We start from the raw sequence: 20,153 nt of genomic DNA, 5'->3' as shown, positions 1-20,153 counted from the left end.
AACTAATCGGTGAGATGAAGGAATGCGGCTCCGCGCATGCCTCCTGCGTCCCCGTGTCGCGCGCGTTCAACACGCGGCACGCGGGCAACCGGCAATAAATGTCGGGGCAAACGCCCGGACAACCGTTCCGTAATCGCGGTAAAGTTTGAAAGCCCTCCCCCGATCACCAGCAGATCCGGGTCGACGATGGTGAGAATGTTGCCCAGACACACCGCCAGCAGATCCAGATAACGCTCGACGTGCTCACGCGCCTGCGCATCCCCCTGCTCCCACAGGGTAATGATTTGAGGGGCCTCAAGTTTCTGATGATAGAAGTGTTCGTAAAGCCATGCAAACCCGCGACCGGAAAGGTAGTTCTCAATGCAGCCGTGCTGGCCGCAGCCGCAGCGGGTCAGCGGGAAATCACGTCCTACCACCTCGAGGGCATCCACCGGCAGGCGGATATGGCCAAACTCGCCGGTGATGTAGCTGCGGCCGGTGATGGGCTTACCGTTGACGACGATTCCCCCGCCGACGCCGGTACCGAGGATCAGCCCCATCACCAGCGGATAGCGACGGAATTCATCATCCCAGGCTTCAGAGAGCGCAAAGCAGTTGGCATCATTGTCTAAACGCACGTCGCGTTCAAGGAGAGCAGAGAGATCGGCGCGCAGCGGCTTACCGCTGGCGGCAGGCACGTTGGCCGCGTAAAGCGTACCGTCGTCGGTTTCGGGCATGCCCGGAATACCGATGCCGACGCTGCCTTTCACGCCGAAACGTTCATCTGCCTGCGCCACCAGCGCGGCAATGGCGGTTAAAAATTCGTCGTAGCTTTCGCGCGGCGTGGGAACGCGGGTTTCCCACTGCAGTTTGAGGTTTTTATCAAACACGCCGAGCGCAATCTTGGTGCCGCCAATATCAAATCCATAATACATAGTGCATTCCTCTTTTGACCTGGCGACCCGCAAGCCGCTAGATCATGACGTAATTACTGGCCACTTAATACCCTCGCCGGATCGATTCGGCTTGCGCGACGCGCCGGATACCAGCTTGCCAGCAGACTCAGTAAAAGTGCTGTAAGCAGCACATAAAAAACGTCCAGCCAGTGCAGTTCAGACGGCAGGAAGTCAATAAAATAGATATCACCCGACAGGAACTGGTGACCAATAAGCTTTTCAATCCCGTTGATAATGGGGGTCAGCTGCAGGGACACCACCACGCCGATCGCCACGCCGCACAGGCTGCCGAAGAGCCCCGCCAGCAAACCGTACCAGACGAAGATGGCGCGAATAAGACCGTCTTTCGCCCCGAGCGTTCGCAGGACGGCAATGTCGCCGCTCTTGTCCTTGACCGCCATCACCAGCGTGGAGACGATATTAAAGCACGCTACGCCAATCACCAGCACCATCGCCAGATACATAATCGCGCGGATCATCTGGATATCACGATACATATACCCGTAAGTGCCGATCCAGCTTTTGATGTAGACATAGTTATTGGTTACGCTGCCCGCGTCGCGGACCAGTTTATTGGCGTTAAAGACGTCGTTCACCTTAATGGCAATACCCGTCACGCTGTCACCCATGTCGAGATACTGGCGCGCATCCTCCATCGGCACCATGGCGAAGCTGTGATCGAGCTGACCGCTCAGCTGAAGAATACCGGTGACGTGCAGGCGCACGCGCTTAGGCTGTTGCAGCTTGTGATCGGCGCTGGCGTTCGGGATCATGATTGACACCCAGTCGCCCTGCTTCACCTTCAGAGCGTCGGCAACGCCTTTGCCCATGATGATCTGCTGCTCGCCAGCCCTGAAGTTGGCCCACGCGCCGTTCTGCACATAGTTCGGCAGCGCGCTGAGACGCGCTTCCTGAGCGGGGTTGACCCCTTTCACCTGAATGGCGCGCAGGTTTACCCCGCTCTCCACCAGCCCGGTGAAGTTGATATAGGGCGCGGCCGCGGCAATGCCCGGCACTTTTTCGACCTTGGCGAGCGCGTCGCTCCAGTTCGTCCACGGCTGGTTAACCGGCTCGATCTCCCCGTGCGGCACCACCGCCAGAATGCGGTTATTCAGCTCGCGCTCAAAGCCGTTCATGGCGCTTAAGCCCACGATCAGCACCGCCACGCCCAGCGCAATGCCGATGGTCGAGATGACGGAGATCAGCGACACCATGCCGCCGCGACGGCGGCCGCGGCTAAAACGTAAACCGATGAGTAACGATAACGGTGACGCCATTACTCTGCTCCCATCAGGGTCAGTTCCGCGTTCAGATGGCCGTCGCGCATCTCAAGCTGGCGCCCCATGCGTTTTGCCAGCTGCAGATCGTGGGTCACCACCAGAAACGCGGTGCCCTGCGAGGCGTTCAGTTCGCCCAGAAGCTGGAAAATACTGTCCGCATTGCGCGCGTCCAGGTTACCGGTCGGCTCATCCGCCAGCACCAGACGCGGGTTGTTGACCAGCGCACGCGCAATCGCCACGCGCTGGCGCTCGCCGCCGGACAGCTCCGACGGACGGTGATTACCGCGATGGCCCAGCCCTACCGCTTTCAGCATGTCGCTGGCGCGGGCGTTAATTTCTGCCGGCTTCTTTTTGCCAATCAGCAGCGGCATCGCGACGTTTTCCAGCGCCGTGAAATCCGGCAGCAGGTGGTGGAACTGGTAGATAAAGCCCAGCTCGCGGTTGCGCAGCTCGGCCTTCGCCGCTGAGGACATTTTGCTCATCGGCTGGCCGGAGAAAATCACGTCACCGCTGGTGGGCGTATCCAGCCCGCCCAGCAGATGCAGCAGCGTACTTTTGCCCGAGCCGGAGCTGCCGACAATCGCCATCATCTCGCCTTCGCCCACGCTAAAGCTCACATTGTGCAGCACGTCGGTTTGCACAGTGCCTTCCTGATAGCGTTTGGACAGGTTGTCGCATTGCAACAGGATCTTATTCATAACGTAAAGCCTCAGCGGGTTGAGTGGCGGCAGCGCGCCAGGAAGGATAAAGCGTAGAAAGCAGCGCAATGGCCATCGCGGCCAGCGCAATACCGACCACCTGCAGCGGCTCGATAGCCACCGGCAGCGCCGCGCCGTCAAGCAGCGCGCCGATAATCGGCATTAGGTTGTTGAGCTGGCTGGCAAGCAGTGCTCCCAGCACCGCCCCGAGCAGCGCGCCGATGATACCGGCGCTGGCGCCCTGCACCATAAAGACGGCCATGATCTGGCGCGGCGTGAGCCCCTGGGTTTGCAGAATCGCGACTTCGCCCTGCTTCTCCATCACCATCAGGCCCAGCGAGGTGATGATGTTAAATGCGGCCACGGCGACGATCAGGCTCAGCAGCAGCCCCATCATGTTTTTTTCCATCCGCACGGCCTGGAACAGTTCGCCTTTACGCTCGCGCCAGTCCTGCCATTTGGTGCCGTCCGGCAGTTTTTGCTGGCTGAGGGTATCGACCTTCAGCGGCGCGTCGAGCCACAGGCGCCAGCCGGTGATATTTCCTGCCGGGTAGCGCATCAGGCGGGACGCGTCCTGGATGTTAACCAGCATCTGATAGCCGTCCACTTCGCTATTGGCGGCAAAGGTACCAATCACGTTGAACAGGCGCTGGCTTGGCAAACGGCCCATCGGCGTAAACTGGCTGGCTGAAGGTACCATCACGCGCAGCTGGTCGCCACGGTTGACGCCAAGCTGTCCGGCAAGCTGTTCACCCAGAATCACGTTGTATTTTCCGGCTTCCAGATCGCTCTGCTTCACGTTCACCAGATAGGGCGTGAGCGGGTCTTTTTGCGCCGGGTCGATACCCAGCATCACGCCGACCGCCACGCTGCGGGCGCTTTGCAGCACCACGTCACCGGTGGTCAACGGCGCTACGCGCGTGACGCCCTGTAACTTCGCCGCGCTTTCCGGCAGCTGTTGCGGGTTAACCGAACCGTTGGATGATGAGAGAACGGCCTGCGGCATCAGCCCCAGGATGTTGTTTTGCAGCTCGCGCTCGAAGCCATTCATGACGGAAAGCACCGTCACCAGAGCCATCACGCCAAGCGTAATGCCAATAGTCGAAAGCCAGGAGACAAAGCGACCGAAGCGGTCCGCGGCGCGCCCACGCATGTAACGTAAGCCTATAAAGAGTGCGACAGGTTGATACATGAAGTCCGTCTGTTTGCTGATAGCAGACCCACGAGTATATAAGCGAATCCGCTAAGCGTAAATGACTGAAACCGTAAGCTTTGGTAATCATTTTTCCGAAAAATTCAGATAAATCAGGGTGCTATTGCCTGAATACTCGCCTCGCCACCTCCACCTTTTCCGAAAAACCTCCTGATACAGACTGTTACCCATTACATCCTGGCGTCGTTTTACAACAATTGCCCGTTCGTTTATGGCAATAAGGTAGTGGCGAACAATGAAGCAAAAAGCATTATGGATTAACCAGATAAAGGGGCTGTGTATCTGCCTGGTGGTTATCTATCACTCGGTTATCACGTTTTACCCGCATCTGATCGACCTGCAACACCCGCTCTCCGGCCTTCTCGCCAAATGCTGGGTCTATTTTAACCTCTATCTCGCACCGTTTCGTATGCCGGTCTTCTTCTTTATCTCCGGCTATCTGATCCGTCGCTATATTGACGAGGTGGGCTGGCGAACCAGCCTCGACAAACGGATCTGGAGCATTGTCTGGGTTCTGGCGCTGTGGGGCGTCCTGCAATGGCAGGCGCTGACCCACCTGAACGCCTGGCTGGCGCCCGATCGTGAGCTTGCCACCGCGTCGAACGCGGCCTATGCCGACTCGCTCTCGGGATTTGTACGGGGAATGCTCACCGCCAGCACCAGCCTGTGGTACCTGTATGCCCTGGTGGTCTACTTCACGCTGTGCAAACTGCTGAGCCGCTGGAAGCTGCCGGTACTAGGAGTGCTGGCGCTGGCAAGCATCGCGATCAACGTCCTGCCGCTGCCGTGGTGGGGGATGAACAGCGTGGTCCGCAACATGATCTACTACAGCCTCGGGGCGTGGTATGGCGCAGCGCTGATGGCGTGGATGAAAAGTTTCAGCCTGCGCCGCACGTGGCTGGCGACGGGCGCCTTCGCGGCCGTCTCGGTGGTGCTGTGGTTTGCTAACGTTCCGCTGCTGCTCTCGTTGCTGTCGATTGTGGTGATCATGAAGCTGTTCTACGGCCTCGAGCAGCGCTATGCCGTTCAGCCGAACAATCTGCTGAACGTGATTGGCTCAAACACCATTGCGATTTACACCACCCACCGCATCCTGATTGAGGCCTTTAGCCTGTTCCTGATTGGCGAGATGAATGCCGCGTACTGGCCGGTCTGGGCAGAGCTGGGCTTAATTCTGGTCTACCCGTTTGCCAGCCTGCTTATCTGTACCCTTGCGGGGCTCGGGGTGCGTAAACTCTCCACCGCGCTCTTTGGCGATCTCTTCTTCTCTCCTCCTTCGACGCTCACCCTGTCACCGTCGACGCGCTAACACCCTCCACGCCCCCGTTTTGGGGGCGTATTATCCCGCCGTGCGGTTACGATTTGCTTATGTAAAACGATCGAGGATAATAAAGACATTGCGTATCAGTGATATGCCCCAATACTGTTGGTATATCCATAAGAGACTCTGACATAGCCATGCCTGAACACTATCGTTATTCCTTGCCTGTCAAAGCGGGCGACCAGCGCCAGCTGGGTGAACTCACGGGCGCGGCGTGCGCCACGCTGGTGGCGGAAATCGCCGAGCGTCATCCGGGCCCGGTGATCCTGGTTGCCCCGGATATGCAAAACGCCCTGCGCCTGCACGACGAAATTCGCCAGTTCACCGATAGCCTGGTGTTCAGCCTGGCCGACTGGGAAACGCTGCCGTATGACAGCTTCTCGCCGCACCAGGAGATCATCTCCTCGCGCCTGTCGACGCTCTATCAACTCCCGACCATGCAGCGCGGCGTGCTGATTGTGCCGGTGAATACCCTGATGCAGCGCGTCTGTCCGCACAGCTACCTGCACGGCCACGCGCTGGTGATGAAAAAAGGCCAGCGCCTGTCGCGTGATGCCCTGCGCGCGCAGCTTGACGGCGCGGGTTATCGCCACGTTGACCAGGTGATGGAGCACGGAGAATACGCGACCCGCGGCGCGCTGCTCGACCTTTACCCGATGGGCAGCGACCAGCCGTATCGTCTGGACTTTTTCGATGATGAAATCGACAGCCTGCGCGTCTTCGACGCCGACACGCAGCGCACGCTTGAAGAAGTGGAGTCCATCAATTTACTGCCCGCGCACGAGTTCCCGACGGATAAAACCGCCATCGAACTGTTCCGCAGCCAGTGGCGCGACAGGTTCGACGTCAAGCGTGATGCCGAGCATATTTACCAGCAGGTCAGCAAAGGCACGCTCCCGGCCGGGATCGAATACTGGCAGCCGCTGTTCTTCAACGAGCCGCTGCCTGCCCTGTTCAGCTACTTCCCGGCGAACACGCTGATTGTGAACACCGGCGATATCGACGCCAGCGCCAGCCGCTTTGAAAGCGAAACCCGCGCGCGCTTCGAAAACCGGGGCGTTGACCCGATGCGTCCGCTGATGCCGCCGGAATCGCTGTGGCTGCGGACCGACGAGCTCAACGCCGAGCTGAAGCGCTGGCCGCGCATGCAGCTGAAAACCGATTCGCTCGCCGATAAGGCCGCCAACACCAACCTCGCCTTCCGGACGCTGCCGGACCTGGCCGTTCAGGCGCAGCAGAAATCCCCGCTGGATAATCTGCGCAAGTTTCTCGAGTCCTTTACCGGCCCGGTGGTGTTCTCCGTTGAGAGCGAAGGCCGTCGCGAAGCGTTAGGTGAGCTGCTGGGACGCATTAAGGTGGCGCCGAAGCGCATCCTGCGCCTGAGCGAAGCGACCGGAAACGGCCGTTACCTGATGATTGGCGCCGCCGAGCACGGATTTATCGACACGCTCAACAACCTGGCGCTGATTTGCGAAAGCGACCTGCTGGGCGAGCGCGTCGCGCGCCGTCGTCAGGACAGCCGTCGAACCATCAACCCGGACACGCTGATCCGCAACCTGGCCGAACTGCATCCGGGCCAGCCGATTGTTCACCTGGAACATGGCGTTGGGCGCTATCAGGGAATGACCACGCTGGAAGCGGGCGGCATTAAGGGTGAATACCTGATGCTGACCTACGCCAACGACGCCAGGCTGTATGTTCCGGTGTCGTCCCTGCATCTGATCAGCCGCTACGCGGGCGGTGCCGAAGAGAACGCGCCGCTGCACAAGCTGGGCGGCGACGCCTGGGCGCGCGCGCGCCAGAAGGCCGCGGAAAAAGTGCGCGACGTGGCGGCCGAGCTGCTGGATATCTACGCCCAGCGCGCGGCCAAAGAGGGCTTCGCCTTTAAGCATGATAAGGAACAGTACCAGCTGTTCTGCGACAGCTTCCCGTTTGAAACCACGCCGGATCAGGCTCAGGCCATTAACGCCGTGCTGAGCGACATGTGCCAGCCGCTGGCGATGGACCGCTTAGTCTGCGGCGACGTCGGCTTCGGCAAAACCGAGGTGGCAATGCGCGCCGCCTTCCTGGCGGTGGAAAACAACAAGCAGGTGGCGGTGCTGGTGCCGACCACCCTGCTCGCCCAGCAGCACTTCGACAACTTCCGCGACCGCTTCGCCAACTGGCCGGTGCGCATCGAGATGCTGTCGCGTTTTCGCAGCACCAAAGAGCAAACGCAGATCCTGGAGCAGGCCAGTGAAGGCAAGATCGATATTCTGATCGGCACCCATAAGCTGCTGCAAAGCGACGTGAAGTGGAAGGATCTGGGGCTGCTGATCGTCGACGAAGAGCACCGCTTTGGGGTTCGTCATAAAGAGCGCATCAAAGCGATGCGCGCCGACGTCGATATTTTGACCCTGACCGCCACGCCAATCCCGCGAACGCTAAACATGGCGATGAGCGGCATGCGCGATCTGTCGATTATTGCCACGCCCCCTGCGCGCCGTCTGGCGGTAAAAACCTTTGTCCGCGAGTACGATAACCTGGTGGTGCGCGAGGCGATCCTCCGTGAAGTGCTGCGCGGGGGTCAGGTCTATTACCTCTACAACGACGTGGAAAACATCCAGAAAGCGGCCGACAGGCTGGCGGAGCTGGTGCCGGAAGCGCGTATTGCCATCGGTCACGGGCAAATGCGCGAGCGCGAGCTGGAACGGGTAATGAACGACTTCCACCACCAGCGCTTTAACGTGCTGGTATGCACCACCATCATCGAAACCGGGATCGACATTCCGACGGCGAACACCATCATCATTGAACGCGCGGATCACTTTGGCCTGGCGCAGCTTCACCAGCTCCGCGGCCGCGTCGGGCGTTCGCACCATCAGGCCTACGCCTGGCTGCTGACGCCGCATCCGAAAGCAATGACCACCGACGCGCAAAAGCGCCTGGAAGCCATCGCCTCGCTGGAAGACCTCGGCGCAGGCTTTGCGCTGGCGACGCACGATCTCGAGATCCGCGGGGCTGGCGAGCTGCTGGGTGAGGACCAGAGCGGCTCGATGGAAACCATCGGCTTCTCGCTCTATATGGAGCTGCTGGAAAACGCGGTCGATGCCCTGAAGGCCGGGCGCGAACCGTCGCTGGAAGATCTCACCAGCCAGCAGACCGAGGTCGAACTGCGCATGCCTTCCCTGCTGCCGGACGATTTCATTCCGGACGTGAATACCCGACTGTCGTTCTACAAGCGCATCGCCAGCGCGAAGACGGAAAACGAGCTGGAAGAGATCAAGGTTGAGCTGATCGACCGCTTTGGCCTGCTGCCCGATGCGGCGCGAAACCTGCTGGATATCGCGCGCCTGCGCCAGCAGGCGCAGAAGCTGGGCATTCGCAAGCTCGAAGGCAATGAAAAAGGCGGCGTAATTGAGTTCGCCGAGAAGAATCACGTCAACCCGATGTGGCTCATCGGCCTGCTGCAAAAACAGCCGCAGCATTTCCGCCTTGATGGCCCTACGCGCCTCAAATTTACCCAGGAGCTGACGGAGCGCAAAACCCGTATGGACTGGGTGCGTAACTTTATGCGGCAGCTGGAAGAGAACGCGATCGCATAAATCCCCTTCCCCCGTTAGCCAACGCTAACGGGGGACAATTTACAAACTCTTTGCACTTCACCCGATCTTCCCAACACATCCATTCGCCATAATTATTATTAACGCCTTATAAAACAATAACCTTATCATTTGCATGGATTATGGTGATGATGACCTCTTCGCGTTTTACTCGCTGGATGACCCTGTTTGCGCTGGCAGCCACCGTCGCGGTTGCGCTTCCCGCTCGGGCAAACACCTGGCCCCTTCCTCCGCCCGGCAGCAAGGTCGTGGGCGAAAACCGCTTCCACGTGGTTGAAAATAATGGCGGTTCGCTGGAAGCCATTGCCAAAAAATATAACGTCGGCTTTCTGGCGCTGCTGCAGGCGAACCCCGGCGTCGACCCGTACGTCCCGCGCGCGGGCAGCGTGTTGACCATCCCGTTACAGACTATCCTGCCGGACGCGCCGCGCGAGGGAATGGTGATAAACCTGGCCGAGCTGCGTCTCTACTATTACCCACCGGGCAAAAACGAGGTCACCGTCTACCCGATCGGTATAGGACAGCTGGGCGGCGATACGCTGACGCCGACGATGGTCACCACGGTCTCGGATAAACGCGCGAATCCAACCTGGACCCCAACGGCCAACATTCGTGCACGCTATAAGGCTCAGGGCATCGATCTTCCCGCGGTTGTTCCCGCTGGCCCGGATAACCCGATGGGGCACCACGCGATCCGCCTGGCGGCCTACGGCGGCGTTTACCTGCTGCACGGAACGAATGCCGACTTTGGCATCGGCATGCGCGTCAGCTCCGGCTGTATTCGCCTGCGCGATGATGATATTAAAACGCTGTTTAACGTCGTTACGCCGGGAACCAAAGTGAACATTATCAATACGCCGATCAAGGTTTCTGAGGAGCCGGGCGGCGTGCGGCTGGTCGAAATTCACCAGCCGCTATCGAAAAATATCGGCGACGATCCGCAGACGCTGCCCATTAACCTGAATGCCGCAATGGTAAGCTTCAAAACGAACGCGAATACCAACAGCGCGGTGATGGAGCGGGCAATGGAGGTCCGGTCAGGCATGCCCACCGACGTTACCCGGCATCACGATGTCATTCAGCAATCGATGTGAACCAGAAAGAAAAACGCCCTGCTTAGCAGGGCGTTTTTTATTGCAGTGGCATAAATGAGGGTTTTTATGTCCGGCTTATTTGTAGATGACGGCGGTGCCGTGCAGGGTGTTAGGACCGGTCACAGAGGTGATGCGGTAAGATTTTGCACCCATTTCCTGCGCTTTTTGCGCCAGCTGATCTTCCAGGGAACCCAGGTTGGTCCCGGCAGACGCGGAAATTGTACCGACTTTATGCTGATCGGCAGGGGTGGATTGAACCTGTACAGCAGCAAAGCTTGCGAAAGAGAGTGAGCTCAGAACAGCGGCAGCGATAAGAGTTTTTACGTTTTTCATGATGTTTACCTATAGCAGATGAATATGGAGGTCGTTAATCATTTAGTTAACGATCGATAGGTAAATCATAAGTGTGATCCACATCACACGTCAACACAATTTTATAACGAGCATTAATTTAATTTCAAAGTCGTTATTTTTCATGAAGATATGATTAATTTATTTTTAAGCATTCTGCACTGGTGGTGGGTTGCGTTTATTTTTATAATGGTCATTCACCAAACCAACAGAGGACCAACGGCAAATGACAACCGACGTCACGAGTTGTGCGAAGAAAAGCCGTGGCCGACCAAAAGTGTTTGACAGGGATGCCGCGCTTGATAAGGCCATGACGCTCTTCTGGCAATACGGGTATGAAGCGACCTCGCTTTCCGATCTGGTCGAAGCGACCGGAGCCAAAGCGCCAACGTTGTATGCGGAATTCACCAATAAAGAGGGGCTGTTCAGGGCGGTGCTGGACAGGTACATTTCCCGCTTTGCGGCGAAGCACGAAGCCCAGCTTTTTTGTGAAGAGAAAAGCGTGGAACAGGCGCTACGGGACTATTTCACCGCTGTCGCCACCTGCTTCACCAGTAAAGATACGCCTGCGGGCTGCTTTATGATTAACACCTCTGCCACCCTGGCGGCATCGTCAAAAGAGATTGCCAAAACGGTGAAATCGCGGCATGCGATGCAGGAGGAGACGCTTTGCGCATTTCTGGCTCAGCGCCAGCAGCGCGGTGAAATTCCCGCGCAGTGTAATCCTCAGCTTCTGGCGCAATACCTGAGCTGCATTTTACAGGGAATGTCCATCAGCGCCCGCGAAGGGGCTACGCTGGAAAAACTGCAGAATATCAGTGAAACCACGCTTCGGCTGTGGCCTGAGCTACTGAAAATCTGAAGCAAAAAAAAGCTCCTCAGCCTGAGCGCACGAGGAGCTAAATTCAGAGAACATCTTTTTTACACTTTGTTATTCAGAACCAGCTGGCCGTTCCCATCCAGTGGAATTTGCGTGCCCGGGTCTTTATCCATGCGGATTTTGCCCTGCTGAGCGCCAATTTTGTACGTCACGTCATAGCCCAGCATTTTTTCCGACTTGTCATAGACGGTTTTACAGCGTTGCTGAGTGGTGGTGTAGGTATCGTTGTCCTGCATCGCGCCCTGCACCTGGTTACCGGCATAGCCGCCACCCAGCGCGCCGACCACGGTTGCGACATCTTTACCCCGGCCACCGCCAAACTGGTGACCAATCACGCCACCCGCTACCGCACCCAGAACAGAACCGGCGATGCGGTTTTCATCCTGCACCGGACGACGATGCGTCACGGAGACGTTGCGGCACTCCTGACGAGGGGTTTTGACGGTTTCTTTAATCGGCGTTGCAGAAACCACCTGAGCATACTGCGGGCCGCGATCTAATACGTTGAGACTGGCAACGGCAGCCACACCTAACGCAGCCGCGACGCCAATCCCTATACCCGCCAACATTGATTTATTCACGGGACTTCCTCCTTTGTTGCTATTGGTAACAATTTTGCTATGGAAGCAACGCTGCGCCAATCAGATAAAGGATCAAAAAATGGGCGTTGAAAGGAGATATATTCTATTTAGGAGAACTCTTAAGCACTCAATCTGTGATCTACAGCATGAAATGCTAAAAACTCCCCCCGGAGAGCCCGGAGGGAGTGAAAGATTAGTGCAGCTTGAGACGCGGACGGATCACGCGGTTGATTCTGCCCACCAGCATCATCAGCCCGGTTTTAAAGTAGCCGTGCAGCGCAATCTGATGCATTCGGTACAGGGAGATATACACGAAGCGGGCAATGCGCCCTTCTACCATCATTGAGCCGCGCATCAGGTTGCCCATCAGGCTGCCGACGGTTGAGAAGTTTGACAGTGACACCAGTGAACCGTGGTCTTTGTAGACATAGGCTTTCATTGGCTTGCCTTTGTACTGCGCCAGAATATTGTGCAGCACCAGGCTTGCCATCTGGTGAGCGGCCTGCGCGCGCGGCGGCACGAATCCTCCCTCAGGACGGGCACAGGAGGCGCAGTCGCCGATGGCAAAGATTTCAGGATCGCGCGTGGTTTGCAGCGTAGGCTCCGTCACCAGTTGATTAATGCGGTTGGTTTCCAGGCCGCCGATATCTTTCATAAAGTCAGGGGCTTTGATGCCCGCCGCCCAGACCATCAGATCCGCTTTGATGTACTCGCCGTCTTTGGTGTGCAGGCCGCCTTCGTCGGCGCTGGTCACCATGGTCTGGGTCAGTACCCGCACGCCCAGCTTGGTGAGTTCATTGTGCGCCGCACCGGAAATACGCGGAGGCAGCGCAGGCAGAATGCGCTCACCGGCTTCAACCAGCGTGACGTTCAGCGCGTCATTTGTTAACCCTTTGTAACCGTAGCTGTGCAGCTGCTTCACCGCATTGTGCAGCTCCGCAGAGAGCTCAACGCCCGTCGCGCCGCCGCCGACAATAGCGATATTCACCTTACCGTTTGCACCCATATTGCTGGTGTACTTCAGGAACAGGTTCAGCATTTCCTGATGGAAACGACGCGCCTGGTGCGGGTTATCGAGGAAGATACAGTGCTCTTTCACGCCCGGCGTGTTGAAATCGTTGGAGGTACTGCCCAGCGCCATGACCAGCGTGTCATACGCCAGCTTGCGCTCGGGAACTAACAGCTCCCCTTTTTCATCACGCAGTTCTGCCAGAGTGATGGTTTTGCTTTCACGGTTGATGTCCACTACCGAGCCCAGCTGGAACTGGAAATGATGGTTGCGCGCGTGCGCCAGATAGCTGAGCGCGTCCACGCCCTCATCCAGAGAGCCGGTCGCCACTTCGTGCAGCAGCGGTTTCCACAGGTGGCTGTGGTTACGATCCACCAGCGTGATTTTGGCTTTTTTACCGCGACCCAGCTTCTTACCCAGCTGCGTAGCCAGCTCCAGCCCGCCAGCACCACCGCCTACAATCACTATCTTTTTCAATGGCGTAGTCAACGTGACCCCCTCAAATTATTAACCAATTGTTAATTAAAAGTTATAAAAATAACCCTTAATTAACAACAGGTTACAGCACTGAAACCATTCAGGTGCATTGAGAATACCACGTCAGGCGCATTGGTCATACCAAAATTGATATGCATCAAGTTTTGATGGCTTAAAAGTAGACAATTCTGGGTAAAAAGAAAGCCCGGCACGCTTTCGCGGCCGGGCTTAGATGCCTGCTCACACGGGGTTAACCCAGCGTTTTAAACGCTTTGATACGCTGCAGGTGCGGGGAGATGTTTTTGAACTTGTGAGTCTGCTCTTCGTCCCAGACGATTTCATAGTAATGATGCAGCAGTTCTGCTGACCGGTGGCTGTTGAGCGCCTCATCATTACGCGACAGGATGACCAGACAGCGGTCACGGTTTTTCTCACGAAAATTGCTGACGCACTTGGTCGCAATGTCGGCATACTCTTCCGGGCGGTCGATCTTGCCTTCCATGTTTTCGTTCGGGAAAAGGTTGGGATTGAATACCACCTGGCGGATGTCGCACAGGAAGCCAATCCGCTCCGCCCAGTAGCCGCCCAGCCCCACGCCGCAAATCAGGGGGCGATCGTCGACGTTGAGCTGCAGCATCTTGTCCACCTCTTTAAGCAGATGCTGCATATCATGCTTCGGATGGCGCGTGCTGTAGCTGATTAACCGTACATCCGGATCGATAAACTGCAGCTGCAGCACCTTCTCATGATTACCAGGACTGTTTGAGTCAAAACCGTGTAAATAGATGATCATCGTCTTCTCACCACGCTACGCCTTCCGGGAGGGTTTACAGGCTGGCTTTATGTGCCTGCCAGCGCTCATTCAGGTCTTCAAGCCGGGCGTTGACCGTCTTCCAGCGCGCCGAATCCATCAGCTCCTGACGGCTAAATGAACCTTTATGATACAATTGTGTAACACGCTCTGCATTGATCGGCGACAGGTTATCCAGCACGCTAACGGCACCTTTACGATTATTGCAGACCAGGATCATATCGCAACCCGCATCCAGCGACGCCTGACCGCGTTCAGCGTAGCTGCCCATAATCGCGGCGCCTTCCATCGATAAATCGTCAGAGAAGATCACCCCATTGAAGCCCAGCTCCTGGCGCAGAACGGTTTTCAGCCAGTGCGGAGAGCCGCTGGCTGGGCGCGGGTCAACGTCGCTGTAAATCACGTGCGCGGGCATAATGGCATCCAGCTTGTTATCGGTGATAAGCGATCTGAACACCGACATATCTTTGGCGCGAATTTCCGCTTCCGGGCGCGGATCGCGCGGGGTCTCTTTATGGGAATCCGCCGTCACCGCTCCGTGCCCCGGGAAGTGTTTCCCGGTGGTTTTCATCCCGGCATCGTGCATGCCGTCAATGAACCGGGTCGCCATGGCCAGCGCAATACGCGGATCGTCATGGTATGAACGCTCGCCGATGGCAGCGCTGATATGCCCTACATCCAGCACCGGGGCGAAGCTGATGTCGATATCCATGGCAATCATTTCGCTGGCCATCAGCCAGCCGGCCTCCTGTGCCAGCTTGCCGCCCTCTTCCGTGCCGAGCAGCGCAGCAAAAGACTGGGCGGCGGGCAGGCGGGTAAAACCGTCGCGAAAACGCTGCACGCGTCCGCCTTCCTGATCGACGGCGACCACCAGATGATTGCGCGACGCGGCGCGGATCTGACGCACCAGCTCGCGCAGCTGCGCCGGATCGTGATAGTTGCGGGTAAACAGGATCAGGCCACCCACCAGCGGATGCGCCAGAATTTCACGCTCCTCCGCATCCAGCTCAAACCCTTCTACATCCAACATGACTGGACCCACATCCACCTCTCTTATCCTTTCGTTTGTAACTGACGCCAGGCATCGTCTGCCAGCGCAATAAATTGTTTGTCTCTGGACTGCCGATAGCGCATTTCAAACCAGCCCGCCATTAACATGACGACCCAGAGTCGCCAGCGTTTGACCTGACGCCTCAGCAGGTCGGGATCAATATGCGCTACCCGGGCGTAGTCACCGATGAGCCTCTGCCGCGCGGCATCGCTCTCTGCCCACACTGCCGCCAGCTCCAGCGCCACATCGCCATCCCCGGCATATTCCCAGTCGACAAGCCTGACGCCTGCTGGCGTATGAATAATATTTCCGGCATGAACGTCCATATGCAGCGGCGAGAGCCGAATCGGCTGCGGCTCGCCGGTTTTACGCAACCGCCTGAGAAGCGCCAGCCACGCGGGCGTGCGTCTGTCAGGCGAAGCCTGCTGCCAGTAACGTTCAAGCAGCGGGTATAGCGTGATCCGCCATCCCAGACGCCGCTGCCGGTGCAGATGATACAGCATTGCCGCAAGCTCGGGCGTGTCCGGCAGCGCGCTTTTAACGTCACCGTCCAGATAGTCGACGGCCATCCAGCCCTGGCTGAAAAAACGTGGGGCAGGCACGAGATCTGACGGAAGACGCTTCAGGGCGCGAAACTGACGACGGAAGTGGGAGGCTGGCGCGTCGGGGTCGTGATGGTGCCGCAACACCAGACGTCGTTCGCCATGGGCGATAATGCAACTCGCGCCGCCAAGCCCGGAGTGGGCCTGCGGCGCGATAAGGCGGTACTGAGGAAAAAAGCGCGTCAGAATCTCTTCACGCGTGCTGTCATTGTTGCGTAACCGCACCTTTACCTGACCAGATAATTTCGCCTGTCTGAACCAGCATCAGCTGCATCTGCAGGGCTGGTGTGTTCACGTTACCGGTGGCGTTAGAGTAAAGCACATACTGCGCGCCAACGTTACGGGCAATGCCGATCGCCTTGCTGCGCGTGCCCAGGCTATCCTGCGGCGACAGGCCCAGCTGCTGTTTGGCTACCGCGAGCTGCTGAGCCGAGACCAGCGTAAACTTGCCGTTGTTAGCCAGCGCATTGCGCAGGGTTTCCGTCGCTTCGCCCGCGTTCAGCGAACCGTTGGTGCGGTTGTTCACGCTGTCGACCAGCAATACGCTGCCCGCCGTCACGCCCTGTGCCTGCAGCATTTTGCCGACCATAGGCTGCATCGCCCCGTTCCAGTCGTAATGGCGAACGCGCGGCGTAGGCTGTGACGTCTGGTCCGGATGCTCAATCGGGCCTGGCTGTGCCGGTATTGACGGTACGGACGGCACGGTTGGCTGCGGCTGCGTTGGCTGCGTCGGCTGTTCCGTACCCGGCTTCGCCTCTTCCACAGGCGCAGGCTGTTCAGTTCGGGTCACACACCCTGCCAGGAACAGAGCGAAAGCTGTGACGAGCGCATAGCGGCTCAAATTTTTAATCAAGATTCACCCCTCAGAGATAAAGATAAAGTCTCACCTTATGTGCACCCAGATAGTTGGCGCTGCCATAGAGCGTTACCGACGATCTGGCCGGAATGGTGACGCTGCGCGGCGCCTCCAGCGGATGCATTTCGAGACCTCTTACGTCATACCAGAAAAAACGGTAGTGGACCGTCACGGGTTCGTGTCTTTCATTAAAGAGCGTAGAGGAGGCAGATGAGTTGATTTCACTGATGGTCAACGCGGGCTGTTGCGCCGTGATGCCTGCCGCAAGCACGGAAGATTCCATGACCAGCGTCTGTTCATCATTCACGGGGATCGCCGGACGCGAGCTGCATCCCACCATCATCATCGCCATTACCAGCGCTGCAATACGCCCTTTAAGCATGTCAAAGACCTTTATGTGCCAGCATCGGTCCCAGAGGACGTCCACCCAGCAGATGCATGTGAATATGGTAAACTTCCTGACCACCGTGACGGTTGCAGTTCATGATCAGACGATAACCGTCTTCTGCAATCCCTTCCTGTTCAGCAATTTTCGCGGCCACCGTCAGCATACGACCTAACGCCACTTCGTGCTCGGTTTTTACGTCGTTTACAGTCGGAATCAGAATATTGGGAATGATAAGGATGTGCGTCGGCGCCTGAGGGGAAATGTCCCGGAAAGCCGTCACCAGTTCATCCTGATAGACGATATCCGACGGAATTTCGCGACGGATAATTTTACTGAAAATCGTTTCTTCAGCCATGACCTTTTCCTTTTTTGTTTAATCTGGCGCAATGCGTCCGCTGTAAACACACTCTCTGAATGAGCGTGTGACACAATTCAAGAGTATGAGCGAGTTTCTCCTGTCCTTTCAACCTCCTCCCTCGATTTCTTTCCTGAATGGCCATCAGCTGACTGAAGAGTGACCGCTCGCGGAGCTAAACGGGCTGAAACATTATTTCAGATCGGGTCGACACATCTGTTTACAGCATTAATAGCAATGCGTATATTTCGCATTTGCATTTTCATGCGCATTTTTAACATAGAAAACGACGCCAGCCCGTTACTGCGGGACTGACGCATCCCCCCTTCACCGTTATAAGGGTTTGATCATGTCTTTCATTACTCACTCCAGGGATGGGCAACATCAGCCTGCCGCAACGCCTTCGTTGCTGGCAGCCTGCATCGCTATGGCATTGACGCCAGCCGCCTCTTTCGCTGCATCAGCGACTGAAGACACCGTTGTCGTTGACGGCGGTTTTGACAATACACAGGATCCTTCCGCAAGCCAGGAGCAGGATTACAGCGTAAAAACCACGACTACCGGCACCAAACTGTTGCTGGTTCCCCGCGATATCCCGCAGTCCGTCAGCGTGATTAGCCAGCAGCGCATGGCCGATCAGAACCTGCAATCTATCGGCCAGGTGTTAACCAACACCACGGGCGTGACGGCGCAGGTCCAGGACAGCGACCGTACCGTATTTTACTCGCGCGGATTCTTCGTCAGTAACTACGCCTATGACGACCTGCCCACCTCCATCAGCGAGGTGTGGAACTTTGGTGATACCGCCGCCGATACCGCCATCTACGACCGAATCGAAGTGGTGCGCGGCGCAACCGGCCTGATGTCCGGTACGGGCAACCCGGCTGCGTACGTCAACATGGTGCGAAAGCATGCGGATAGCAGTGAATTCAAAGGGAATGTCTCGGCCAGCTACGGCAGCTGGGACAAGCAGCGCTACGTGCTGGATCTCCAGGCTCCGCTGGTGGAGTCCGGTAAGGTGCGGGGCCGCCTGATTACCGGTTATCAGGATAACGACAGCTTCGTGGATAACTATCACTACCGAAAGAAATTCCTCTACGGCGTGATGGATGCGGACGTCACCGACAGTACGACCCTCTCTGTGGGATATGAGTATCAGGAAAGCAACACCGACAGTCCCACCTGGGGCGGGCTGCCGACGTGGTACAGCGACGGAAGCAAAACCGATTACAATCGTAGCCAAACCGTTGCACCAAAGTGGGCTTATTCGGATAAGGACAGCACGCGCATCTTTGCTAACCTGACCCAGCGCTTCGACAACGGCTGGGAGGCGCACATTAACGGCATGCATGCTGAAACCAACTTCGACAGCAAGCTGATGTATATGTCCGGCTATCCGGATAAAGAGACCGGCGCGGGCATGGTGGGCTATGGCGGCTGGAACCGTGGCGAACGTAAACAGGATGCCGTGGACGCGTTCCTGCGCGGCGATTTCGACCTCTTTGGCCGCCAGCACGAAATGATGTTCGGCGGCAGCTTCAGCCGCCAGCGTAACCATTATGACAATTCAATGCCTGACGCGGTTTACGGCATGGTTGATGTGGGCAACTTTAAGAACTGGAACGGAAACATTTCCGACCCGCAGTGGACGCCGTGGAAGCTCTACAGTCAGGACGATATCCGCCAGTCCTCAGCGTATACCTCAGCCCGCTTCTCGCTGGCCGATCCGCTGCATCTGATCCTCGGCGCGCGCTATACCAATTATAACATTCGCTATAATCCGGCAGGCTCTCCGGACACCCGTCTGCAAAGCACCAAAGATGACGTAACCCCCTACGCGGGCCTGGTCTACGACATCAATGAAGACTGGTCGACCTACGTCAGCTATACCTCTATCTTCCAGCCGCAGGACAAGCGGGACGCCAGCGGACGCTATCTCGACCCCACCACGGGCAAAAGCTACGAAGCCGGTGTGAAAGCAGACTGGTTCAACACCCGCCTGACCACCTCGCTGGCAATATTCCGCATTGAACAGGATAACGTGGCGAGCAATACCTATACCTACATGCCGAGCGGCGAATCCATTTATGAATCGCTGGACGGCGTGGTCAGTAAAGGGATCGAGTTCGAGCTGAACGGCGCGTTAACCGATAACTGGCAGCTGACCTTCGGCGCGACGCGCTACATTGCTGAAGATAAGAACGGCAACGCGGTAAGTTCCGATCAGCCACGCACAACCATGAAGCTGTTCACCCGTTATCAGCTGCCTATGCTGCCCGCGCTGACCGTAGGCGGAGGCGTAAACTGGCAGAACAAAGTGTGGACGGATGTGGATGGCGCGCCGGCGGGCCGCAGCCGTGCAGAGCAAGGGAGCTACGGGCTGGTTAACCTGTTTAGCCGCTATCAGGTCACCAAAGATTTCGCCGTTCAGGCGAACGTCAACAACCTGTTCGACAAGGAGTACTACGATTACGTCGGCTCTTATGTGGTTTACGGCGCGCCGCTGAACGTCTCGGTGAGCGCGAGCTACGACTTCTGAGCGTTAAGCCGGGCCTGCCCTTCACGTAGGCCGGGTAAGGCGCAGCCGCCACCCGGCATCACAAACCGCACTAATAAAAAAGGCAGCCATTCGGCTGCCTTAGTCTCCCC

Annotated in this window: 18 protein-coding genes; 5 read left to right on the top strand and 13 right to left on the bottom strand. The window is 57.4% G+C overall.

Features of this window, described 5'->3' with window-relative positions; genetic code table 11:
- Window positions 1–2 precede the first annotated feature (2 nt).
- From nagK to lolC, 4 genes are read right to left on the bottom strand one after another with little or no spacing between them, the layout of a single operon-like run.
- Window positions 3–914 (bottom strand): N-acetylglucosamine kinase, encoded by a 912-nt coding sequence (gene nagK / locus ACMWKK_RS12550; RefSeq protein WP_406542806.1) that lies wholly within the window; start codon window positions 912–914, stop codon window positions 3–5.
- Window positions 915–967: 53 nt separating this feature from the next.
- On the bottom strand, window positions 968–2,212 hold the full coding sequence (lolE, locus tag ACMWKK_RS12545; RefSeq protein WP_112781857.1) for a lipoprotein-releasing ABC transporter permease subunit LolE: 1,245 nt from the start codon (window positions 2,210–2,212) through the stop codon (window positions 968–970).
- Complete coding sequence (gene lolD, locus ACMWKK_RS12540; RefSeq protein ID WP_112781858.1) at window positions 2,212–2,913, bottom strand: lipoprotein-releasing ABC transporter ATP-binding protein LolD; 702 nt, start codon at window positions 2,911–2,913, stop codon at window positions 2,212–2,214. Before lolD ends, lolE begins: the two co-directional genes overlap by 1 nt.
- Window positions 2,906–4,105: a lipoprotein-releasing ABC transporter permease subunit LolC gene (gene lolC, locus ACMWKK_RS12535; RefSeq protein WP_045326982.1), complete on the bottom strand. Its 1,200-nt coding sequence runs from the start codon at window positions 4,103–4,105 to the stop codon at window positions 2,906–2,908. Before lolC ends, lolD begins: the two co-directional genes overlap by 8 nt.
- 256 nt (window positions 4,106–4,361) lie before the next feature.
- Here lolC and ACMWKK_RS12530 point away from each other — a divergent pair, with 256 nt between their 5' ends.
- From ACMWKK_RS12530 to ldtC, 3 genes are all read left to right on the top strand, one after another.
- Window positions 4,362–5,435: an acyltransferase family protein gene (locus ACMWKK_RS12530; protein ID WP_112781859.1), complete on the top strand. Its 1,074-nt coding sequence runs from the start codon at window positions 4,362–4,364 to the stop codon at window positions 5,433–5,435.
- Window positions 5,436–5,584: 149 nt separating this feature from the next.
- Entirely contained in the window at window positions 5,585–9,031 is a 3,447-nt protein-coding gene (gene mfd, locus ACMWKK_RS12525) for a transcription-repair coupling factor (protein ID WP_112781860.1), read from the top strand.
- Window positions 9,032–9,177: 146 nt separating this feature from the next.
- Window positions 9,178–10,143 (top strand): L,D-transpeptidase LdtC, encoded by a 966-nt coding sequence (gene ldtC, locus ACMWKK_RS12520; protein WP_112781861.1) that lies wholly within the window; start codon window positions 9,178–9,180, stop codon window positions 10,141–10,143.
- Between the two features lie 75 nt (window positions 10,144–10,218).
- On the opposite strand, the gene bhsA is transcribed toward ldtC, so the two are convergent.
- Entirely contained in the window at window positions 10,219–10,476 is a 258-nt protein-coding gene (bhsA, locus tag ACMWKK_RS12515; RefSeq protein ID WP_023616599.1) for a multiple stress resistance protein BhsA, read from the bottom strand.
- Window positions 10,477–10,720: 244 nt separating this feature from the next.
- Here bhsA and ACMWKK_RS12510 point away from each other — a divergent pair, with 244 nt between their 5' ends.
- Window positions 10,721–11,356 carry a TetR/AcrR family transcriptional regulator gene (locus ACMWKK_RS12510; RefSeq protein ID WP_045326978.1) on the top strand — a complete coding sequence of 212 codons (636 nt, stop codon included), beginning with the start codon at window positions 10,721–10,723 and terminating at the stop codon, window positions 11,354–11,356.
- Between the two features lie 59 nt (window positions 11,357–11,415).
- Here the strand turns inward: ACMWKK_RS12510 and ACMWKK_RS12505 are convergent, their stop codons facing one another.
- The 8 genes from ACMWKK_RS12505 to hinT form a co-directional block, all read right to left on the bottom strand.
- On the bottom strand, window positions 11,416–11,955 hold the full coding sequence (locus tag ACMWKK_RS12505; protein WP_112781862.1) for a glycine zipper 2TM domain-containing protein: 540 nt from the start codon (window positions 11,953–11,955) through the stop codon (window positions 11,416–11,418).
- Window positions 11,956–12,148: 193 nt separating this feature from the next.
- Window positions 12,149–13,453 carry an NAD(P)/FAD-dependent oxidoreductase gene (locus ACMWKK_RS12500; RefSeq protein WP_032639686.1) on the bottom strand — a complete coding sequence of 435 codons (1,305 nt, stop codon included), beginning with the start codon at window positions 13,451–13,453 and terminating at the stop codon, window positions 12,149–12,151.
- Window positions 13,454–13,691: 238 nt separating this feature from the next.
- Window positions 13,692–14,234 carry an alpha/beta hydrolase YcfP gene (gene ycfP, locus ACMWKK_RS12495; RefSeq protein ID WP_112781863.1) on the bottom strand — a complete coding sequence of 181 codons (543 nt, stop codon included), beginning with the start codon at window positions 14,232–14,234 and terminating at the stop codon, window positions 13,692–13,694.
- A gap of 34 nt (window positions 14,235–14,268) precedes the next feature.
- Window positions 14,269–15,294 carry a beta-N-acetylhexosaminidase gene (gene nagZ / locus ACMWKK_RS12490; RefSeq protein ID WP_047716251.1) on the bottom strand — a complete coding sequence of 342 codons (1,026 nt, stop codon included), beginning with the start codon at window positions 15,292–15,294 and terminating at the stop codon, window positions 14,269–14,271.
- Between the two features lie 11 nt (window positions 15,295–15,305).
- On the bottom strand, window positions 15,306–16,130 hold the full coding sequence (thiK, locus tag ACMWKK_RS12485) for a thiamine kinase (RefSeq protein WP_161656396.1): 825 nt from the start codon (window positions 16,128–16,130) through the stop codon (window positions 15,306–15,308).
- Window positions 16,111–16,758 (bottom strand): penicillin-binding protein activator LpoB, encoded by a 648-nt coding sequence (gene lpoB / locus ACMWKK_RS12480; RefSeq protein ID WP_045326975.1) that lies wholly within the window; start codon window positions 16,756–16,758, stop codon window positions 16,111–16,113. The genes thiK and lpoB overlap by 20 nt, the downstream gene beginning before the upstream one ends.
- A gap of 10 nt (window positions 16,759–16,768) precedes the next feature.
- Complete coding sequence (locus ACMWKK_RS12475) at window positions 16,769–17,143, bottom strand: YcfL family protein (RefSeq protein WP_045326974.1); 375 nt, start codon at window positions 17,141–17,143, stop codon at window positions 16,769–16,771.
- Window position 17,144: 1 nt separating this feature from the next.
- Window positions 17,145–17,504, bottom strand: coding sequence for a purine nucleoside phosphoramidase (gene hinT / locus ACMWKK_RS12470; RefSeq protein ID WP_006809243.1), 360 nt, complete (start codon window positions 17,502–17,504; stop codon window positions 17,145–17,147).
- A gap of 349 nt (window positions 17,505–17,853) precedes the next feature.
- On the opposite strand from hinT, the gene fhuE reads away from it, so the two are divergent.
- The gene (fhuE, locus tag ACMWKK_RS12465) at window positions 17,854–20,043 is read left to right on the top strand and encodes a ferric-rhodotorulic acid/ferric-coprogen receptor FhuE (RefSeq protein WP_112781865.1); all 2,190 of its coding nucleotides are present in this window, start codon (window positions 17,854–17,856) and stop codon (window positions 20,041–20,043) included.
- Window positions 20,044–20,153 lie beyond the last annotated feature (110 nt).

The sequence above is a fragment of the Enterobacter sp. 01-M-03-SI-ECC genome (assembly GCF_047530215.1).
GTDB lineage: Bacteria > Pseudomonadota > Gammaproteobacteria > Enterobacterales > Enterobacteriaceae > Enterobacter > Enterobacter chengduensis.
This window is presented reverse-complemented; position numbering and strand designations above follow the sequence as displayed.

What these genes read in the sequence shown, in the direction of transcription:
- nagK (WP_406542806.1), bottom strand. Translation starts at nt 914, where the DNA reads ATGTATTATGGATTTGATATTGGCGGCACCAAGATTGCGCTCGGCGTG.
- lolE (WP_112781857.1), bottom strand. Translation starts at nt 2,212, where the DNA reads ATGGCGTCACCGTTATCGTTACTCATCGGTTTACGTTTTAGCCGCGGC.
- lolD (WP_112781858.1), bottom strand. Translation starts at nt 2,913, where the DNA reads ATGAATAAGATCCTGTTGCAATGCGACAACCTGTCCAAACGCTATCAG.
- lolC (WP_045326982.1), bottom strand. Translation starts at nt 4,105, where the DNA reads ATGTATCAACCTGTCGCACTCTTTATAGGCTTACGTTACATGCGTGGG.
- ACMWKK_RS12530 (WP_112781859.1), top strand. Translation starts at nt 4,362, where the DNA reads ATGAAGCAAAAAGCATTATGGATTAACCAGATAAAGGGGCTGTGTATC.
- mfd (WP_112781860.1), top strand. Translation starts at nt 5,585, where the DNA reads ATGCCTGAACACTATCGTTATTCCTTGCCTGTCAAAGCGGGCGACCAG.
- ldtC (WP_112781861.1), top strand. Translation starts at nt 9,178, where the DNA reads ATGATGACCTCTTCGCGTTTTACTCGCTGGATGACCCTGTTTGCGCTG.
- bhsA (WP_023616599.1), bottom strand. Translation starts at nt 10,476, where the DNA reads ATGAAAAACGTAAAAACTCTTATCGCTGCCGCTGTTCTGAGCTCACTC.
- ACMWKK_RS12510 (WP_045326978.1), top strand. Translation starts at nt 10,721, where the DNA reads ATGACAACCGACGTCACGAGTTGTGCGAAGAAAAGCCGTGGCCGACCA.
- ycfP (WP_112781863.1), bottom strand. Translation starts at nt 14,234, where the DNA reads ATGATCATCTATTTACACGGTTTTGACTCAAACAGTCCTGGTAATCAT.
- ACMWKK_RS12475 (WP_045326974.1), bottom strand. Translation starts at nt 17,143, where the DNA reads ATGCTTAAAGGGCGTATTGCAGCGCTGGTAATGGCGATGATGATGGTG.
- hinT (WP_006809243.1), bottom strand. Translation starts at nt 17,504, where the DNA reads ATGGCTGAAGAAACGATTTTCAGTAAAATTATCCGTCGCGAAATTCCG.
- fhuE (WP_112781865.1), top strand. Translation starts at nt 17,854, where the DNA reads ATGTCTTTCATTACTCACTCCAGGGATGGGCAACATCAGCCTGCCGCA.